This is a genomic window from Marinobacter sp. UBA5687, from assembly GCF_002420325.1.
Taxonomy (GTDB): domain Bacteria; phylum Pseudomonadota; class Gammaproteobacteria; order Pseudomonadales; family Oleiphilaceae; genus Marinobacter; species Marinobacter nauticus.
The window spans coordinates 27,875-34,287 of the sequence record NZ_DIHV01000143.1 but is presented as its reverse complement, the minus strand read 5'-3'; the positions used below and the strand labels follow the sequence as shown (position 1 = coordinate 34,287).

The window sequence follows — 6,413 nt, the reverse complement described above, 5'->3', positions numbered from 1 at the left end:
CTCGAACCGGTGGTGGGATGGTTCCGGGAGTGGACCGGGGCGCCTCGGGGCTGGTCTGCGGTCATTGTCGGGCTTGCAGTCTGGTTCGCCGGGCTGGCTTCCCTGTTCTCCTTCAACCTGTGGGCCGAGTACCGCATAGGCGGTGCCACTGTATTTCGATGGCTGGAACTGGTCGCCGGTGGCATTGTGATACCGGCGGTGGCTATTCTCATTGCCACATTTGCCGGCTGGTGTATCACCCGGCGCTTCGCGGCAACCATTCTGGGCAATGCGCCGGTTGTGTTCCGGAGAATCTGGTTCTGGGTCATGCGCCTGGTGCTTCCTGTTGTGGCGGCCTGGATCGGGCTACAGTACACGCTTTTCTCACTCGGCAGCCTGTGTGACAACGGCAGTGCTGCTATCTGGTGCCAGCAACCTACAGCGTCTGCTGAGGCGCAGAATAGGGCGCCTGAAGACAGTCCGGTTGAGGAAGATGTACCTCCGAAGACACCCGAAGAGGCCGTGCTGCCCGCGGAAAACGGGCAGCCCGAACCAGATGAAAATGCCCCCAAAGAGGGCGATATCCTTTATCATAGTGTCTGACTGGCCCGGCAGGGCTGGAACGAAGTCTGAAACGCAGGAAATCCGGTTTACATGGCACATCAGATCGACAAGACCGCATTGGTTATGCACTCGGCGGAGCGTATGTTCCACCTGGTCAATGACGTTGCCCGTTACCCTGAGTTCTTACCCTGGTGTGCCGGGGCAGAGGTCCACGAACAGAACGACGCTGAAATCATGGCTTCACTGGATATTTCCAAAGGGGGCGTTCGCCACCGGCTGACCACACGAAACCAGTTGCTGATGCCAGAGACCATTGAAATGAAGCTCGTGGACGGCCCGCTCAGAAATCTTACGGGGCGCTGGCACTTTCGGGCTCTGGACGATAACGCCTGCAAAGTAATCCTGACCCTGGAGTTCGAATTTTCAGGCTCGCTTTCACGAATGACTTTCGGCCCGGTATTTAATCAGGCGGCCAATACCATGGTGGATGCTTTCTGTCGTCGCGCAGACGAGGTTTATCGCGGAGGGATCGTGTGATGGAAGTGGAAGTGGCCTATGCCCGCCCGGACAAGCAGCAGATTGTGCCCGTGGTGGTGCCTCCGGGCACTACAGCCCTTGAAGCCGTGAAGCTCTCCAGGATTACCGAGATCTTTCCGGAGATTGATCCGGACGCTATCGATATGGGGGTGTTTGGCAAAGTGGTGAAGAACCCGGCCGAGCATGCTCTGAGAGAAGGCGACCGGGTGGAACTATACCGCCCGCTCAAGATTGATCCCAAGCAGGCTCGCCTGAACCGGGCTAAAAAGAAAGCGTAAGCGCTAGTAGGCTGGTGTTTCTTCCAGGAGCTGGGCTTCGTAGTGGCTCAGCTGATCATTCTCGTAGTAAACGATGATGCGCTGTTCTTCGATCTCGTTGCCCCGGCGCTGAAAGGTGTAAACATAGTATTCCCGGGACGGGTCGACGGGGTTCAGCATCAACGGGCTTCCCAGCAGCGCGTGAACCTGACTTCTGGGCATGCCTTCGGACAGTTCCGTCAGCTCCTCATCGGTGACAATGTTGCCCTGCTGGACATTGATTTTGTAAACGCCCGGAAAAACACAGCCGGACAAGGATAAAATGCTAATAAGAACGATAGCGGGGAGCTTTTGCATCGCCGGGGGAAATCCTCTATCTTGAATTCGCCTGCGTTGAGCAGGTGTGAAACGGGTCATCCGTCGTACTGCGGCTTCATCATACCGGAAGCCGTTAGGCACACCAAAGAGCGAATGGTAACATGTCATCTGAAAACGCCGAATTACGAAAAGTCGGTCTGAAGGTTACTCTGCCAAGGGTCAAGATCTTCAATATCCTTGAGAATGCCGAAGAACACCACCTGAGTGCTGAAGACGTTTATAAAAAGCTGCTGGACCAGGGCGATGACGTGGGCCTGGCGACAGTCTACCGGGTGCTGACCCAGTTCGAAGCTGCAGGCCTCGTGTTACGTCATAATTTCGAAGGCGGTCACGCGGTGTTCGAGATGGCCGGTGATGATCATCACGACCACATGGTTTGCACCCAGACTGGCGAAGTTGTTGAGTTCGTCGATGAGGTTATCGAGGAGCGCCAGCAGAAGATTGCGGCAGAGCACGGCTATGAGATTGTCGATCACAGCCTGATCCTTTACGTGAAGCCACTGAAGTCCGATAAGAAGTAAAAAAAAGGGCCAGCGACAAGGCTGGCCCAGAAGCTCTCCGAAACGAGAGGGGGATTAGTGATGGGTTGCCTGGCCCTTTACAAACATCTCCCGGGCATGGGCTATGGTCTGTTCTGTCATGTCCACTCCGCCAAGCATCCTTGCGACTTCGCTGATCCGCCCCTGGTCATCCAGGGATTCGATGCGTGAATAGGTCGCGTCTTTCTCGGTAAATTTGCTGACGAACAAATGCTGATGGCACTGGGCCGCCACCTGCGGCAGGTGCGTGACGCACAGTACCTGGCCATTCTCGCCGAGTGATCTCAACAGGCGGCCTACGACCTCCGCAGTGCCGCCACCGATGCCGACATCCACCTCATCGAATACCAGCGTCGGTGTGGTGGAGGTTTGTGCCACAACCACCTGAATGGCCAGGCTTATGCGGGAAAGTTCACCGCCGGAAGCCACCTTGGCCAACGATCGGGCGGGTTGGCCCGGGTTGGCACTCACCAGGAATTCCACCTCTTCCATGCCGTGAGGGGCAGGTTCATCATCACTGTTCCGGCTCAGGTGGCTGACAAACTGCACCGATGGCATGCTCAATTGTGCCAACTCCCGGGCGATTCGCTGGTCGAGCTCGATGGCGGCATTCCGGCGTGTTTCTGTCAGCTTGGTGGCCAGGGCGTCAAACCGTGCCCGCAGGTTTTCCAGCTCGGCCTGAAGCTGTTCCAGGCTGCCTTCACCGCCATCCAGTTCGGCCAGCTCCTGGCTCAGGCGTTGATGCAACTCCGGCAACTCCTCCGGGGTGATCCGGTGTTTGCGCGCCATCTGATAAATGGCGCTGAGCCGTTCTTCCACTTCGTTCAGTCGGACCGGGTCGGCTTCGTAGTCGTCTACGAAGCGGCGCAGGTTGTCGCCGGCTTCTGAAATCTGAATCTGTGCTTCGTTCAGCATCTGGATGGTGTCGGTCAGTGCCGGGACATCAACCGGCAGTTGCTCCAGTTGGTGCAGTGCCTGGCGCACCAGGTCTGCGGCCGAAACCTCATCTTCAGTGCATAGCAGGGCGGCCTGGTGGCTGCTGTGAAGTACGGCGTCGGCCTGACTGAGCTGTGCCTGTTCGGCTTCCAGGGTTGTCTGTTCGTCCTCGCCCAGCGCCAACCTGTCCAGCTCTTCCACCTGATAGCGCAGCAGCTGTAAACGGGCCTCGGCCTCATCAGCATTGTGCTGGCGTTGCTGTAGTTTCTGACGCGTCTGGTGCCAGGCTTTCCATGCAGATCGGGTTTCGTCGGCCAGGCTTTCCGCGCCGGCGAACTCGTCCAGCAGCTTTCGGTGGGTTTCCTTGCGCAGCAGGGATTGATGCTGGTGCTGACTGTGGATATCCATCAGCAGGCCGCCCAGTTCTTTCAATTGTGACAGCGGGCAGGGCTGGCCATTAATGAATGCCTTGGAGCGGCCGTCCTTGCTGATGGTCCGGCGCAGGATGCAATCGTCCTTGTCGTCCAGCTCATGGCTGTCCAGCCAGGACCGGGCTTCGGGGATGCGGGATATATCGAAGCTGGCGGTAATGTCGGCACGCTTGGCGCCATGGCGAACAGCGCCGGCATCGGCCCGGCCTCCCATGGCCAGGCCAAGGGCATCAAGCACAATCGACTTGCCGGCGCCGGTTTCCCCTGTCAGGGCTGTCATACCGCGGTTGAACTGGAGTTCAACCCTTTCTGCAATGGCGTAGTTCGATACCGTGAGTTGTGTGAGCATGCCGCAACCTCCGCTCGTTCTTGAGCAAGTAATAACTCTGACCACTGTTCGTTCATACAGTTGCTGTGAATATATACAGTGTTTTTCCGGTTTGCAAACAGGAAATGATGAAAACATCAAAGATTGCGTGGGTGACGGTTGAAACCCGGGAAGCGGGCCCCATATCGGTTCGCAAAGCGATTCTTTCCTGCTTTCTGCACAAGCGGGAGTGGTTATTTCTGCAGGCCTCCGTGGCCGTGAAAACGTTATCAGGAGTTGTCATGAGTGCTGACGAAAAGCGCAACGAACAGGTAGAAGAACGCAACGAGGCAGCAGAAGCTGCGGCGGAAGGGCAGGCTGCAGGTAACCAGGATGCCGAGCAGTCACCGGAGCAGGGCTCCGAGCTGGATGTGCTGCAGCAGAAATTGCAGGAGTACCAGGAGCAGGCCTTGCGGGCACAGGCGGAGATGCAGAATGTCCGTCGCCGGGCCGAGATTGATGTGGAAAAAGCTCACAAGTTTGCGCTCGAGAAGTTTGTGAAAGAGCTGTTGCCGGTGGCTGACAGTCTGGAGAAGGCGGTCGAAAGCACCGAGGGTCACGAAAACGCAGGCGAGCTGGTTGCGTCCATTCGCGAAGGTGTGGAAATGACCCTGACGCTGTTCAAGAACAGCCTGAAGAAATTCAACGTTGAACAGCTCAACCCGGTGGGTGAGCCGTTCGATCCGCAGCAGCACGAAGCCATGTCCATGGTGCCGGCGCCGGATGCCGAGCCTAACAGCGTGGTTGCGGTTGTGCAGAAAGGTTATCTGCTTAATGGCCGGGTGGTTCGTCCGGCGATGGTCGTAGTGGCCAAGGCAGAAGATGCGCCAAAAATCGACGAGCAGGCTTGAAAAGTCGAGCAGAGCGCCAATATAGCGATTAAACAGCAAAGGCCGGGGTAGGCTTTCTCCGGAACAGCATTCAGAAAGATTTGGAGTGATTCGATGAGCAAGATTATTGGTATCGACCTGGGAACCACCAACTCCTGTGTGGCCATCATGGATGGCGACAAGGTAAAGGTAATTGAAAACGCAGAGGGTGATCGCACCACTCCGTCCATCATCGCCTACACCGATGACAACGAGACTCTGGTTGGCCAGTCAGCCAAGCGTCAGGCGGTGACCAACCCGCACAACACTCTGTACGCCATCAAGCGACTGATTGGTCGTCGTTTTGAAGATGACGTGGTTCAGAAAGACATCAAGATGGTGCCCTATAAAATCGCCAAGGCAGACAACGGTGACGCCTGGGTTGAGGTGAAGGGGCAGAAAATGGCGCCGCCGCAGGTGTCTGCAGAAGTTCTGAAGAAAATGAAGAAGACTGCAGAAGACTACCTGGGTGAAAAGGTAACCGAAGCGGTGATCACCGTGCCTGCGTACTTCAATGACAGCCAGCGCCAGGCGACCAAAGATGCTGGCAAGATTGCTGGTCTGGAAGTGAAGCGGATCATCAACGAGCCAACTGCTGCGGCCCTGGCTTATGGCCTGGACAAGAAGAGCGGTGATCGTACTGTTGCTGTGTACGACCTGGGTGGTGGTACTTTCGATCTGTCCATCATCGAAATTGCGGACGTAGACGGCGAGCACCAGTTCGAAGTGCTGGCCACCAACGGTGACACCTTCCTGGGCGGTGAAGATTTCGACCTGAAAGTGATTGAATACCTGGCCGACCAGTTCAAGAAAGACAGCGGCATCGATCTTCGCGGCGACTCTCTGGCCATGCAGCGTCTGAAAGAAGCGGCGGAGAAGGCCAAGATCGAGCTGTCCAGCAGCCAGCAGACCGACGTAAACCTGCCGTACATCACTGCAGATGCGTCTGGTCCCAAGCACATGAACGTGAAGCTGACCCGTGCCAAGCTGGAATCGCTGGTGGAAGACCTGGTTCAGCGCAGTCTGGAGCCCTGTAAGGTGGCTCTTCAGGATGCGGGCATGAAGGCCGGTGAAATCGACGAGGTTATTCTGGTCGGTGGTCAGACCCGTATGCCGCTGGTGCAGGAGAAAGTAAAAGAGTTCTTCGGCAAAGAGCCGCGTAAAGACGTGAACCCGGACGAGGCCGTCGCCATGGGTGCAGCGATTCAGGGCGCGGTACTGTCTGGCGACGTGAAAGACGTACTGCTGCTGGACGTAACCCCGCTGACCCTGGGTATCGAAACCATGGGTGGCGTGGCCACTCCGCTGATCGAGAAGAACACCACGATTCCGACCAAGAAATCGCAGACCTTCTCTACAGCGGATGACAACCAGACTGCAGTGACCATTCATGTGGTTCAGGGTGAGCGTAAGCAGGCGGCACAGAACAAGTCTCTGGGTCGTTTCGATCTGGCCGACATTCCGCCGGCACCGCGCGGTGTGCCGCAGATCGAAGTAACCTTCGATATTGATGCCAACGGTATCCTGAACGTGTCTGCCAAAGACAAGGCGACCGG

The 6,413-nt window shown here is 56.9% G+C and carries 7 protein-coding genes and 1 pseudogene; 6 read left to right on the top strand and 2 right to left on the bottom strand.

Annotated elements, in window-relative coordinates:
* The 3 genes and pseudogenes from B3Y70_RS15830 to B3Y70_RS15820 form a co-directional block, all read left to right on the top strand.
* Positions 1 to 582: pseudogene (locus B3Y70_RS15830) on the top strand (sodium-dependent transporter); the annotation flags it as partial.
* 51 nt (positions 583 to 633) lie between these two features.
* A complete protein-coding gene (locus B3Y70_RS15825) occupies positions 634 to 1,080 on the top strand; it encodes a type II toxin-antitoxin system RatA family toxin (protein ID WP_014422610.1) in 447 nt (148 codons plus the stop codon).
* The gene (locus tag B3Y70_RS15820) at positions 1,080 to 1,358 is read left to right on the top strand and encodes an RnfH family protein (RefSeq protein ID WP_014422609.1); all 279 of its coding nucleotides are present in this window, start codon (positions 1,080 to 1,082) and stop codon (positions 1,356 to 1,358) included. Before B3Y70_RS15825 ends, B3Y70_RS15820 begins: the two co-directional genes overlap by 1 nt.
* 3 nt (positions 1,359 to 1,361) lie before the next feature.
* On the opposite strand, the gene B3Y70_RS15815 is transcribed toward B3Y70_RS15820, so the two are convergent.
* Positions 1,362 to 1,694, bottom strand: a complete 333-nt coding sequence (locus B3Y70_RS15815) for an outer membrane protein assembly factor BamE (RefSeq protein ID WP_022991272.1) — start codon at positions 1,692 to 1,694, stop codon at positions 1,362 to 1,364.
* A 122-nt stretch (positions 1,695 to 1,816) separates the two neighbouring features.
* Here B3Y70_RS15815 and fur point away from each other — a divergent pair, with 122 nt between their 5' ends.
* Complete coding sequence (gene fur, locus B3Y70_RS15810; protein ID WP_014422607.1) at positions 1,817 to 2,236, top strand: ferric iron uptake transcriptional regulator; 420 nt, start codon at positions 1,817 to 1,819, stop codon at positions 2,234 to 2,236.
* 54 nt (positions 2,237 to 2,290) lie between these two features.
* Here fur and recN read toward each other — a convergent pair whose 3' ends face one another.
* Complete coding sequence (gene recN / locus B3Y70_RS15805) at positions 2,291 to 3,970, bottom strand: DNA repair protein RecN (RefSeq protein ID WP_022991273.1); 1,680 nt, start codon at positions 3,968 to 3,970, stop codon at positions 2,291 to 2,293.
* 260 nt (positions 3,971 to 4,230) lie between these two features.
* Between recN and grpE the strand changes: the two genes are divergently transcribed.
* On the top strand, positions 4,231 to 4,839 hold the full coding sequence (gene grpE, locus B3Y70_RS15800) for a nucleotide exchange factor GrpE (protein ID WP_036148710.1): 609 nt from the start codon (positions 4,231 to 4,233) through the stop codon (positions 4,837 to 4,839).
* 93 nt (positions 4,840 to 4,932) lie between these two features.
* Positions 4,933 to 6,413: molecular chaperone DnaK (gene dnaK / locus B3Y70_RS15795; RefSeq protein WP_288590070.1), on the top strand; the 1,481-nt coding region annotated here is incomplete at its 3' end.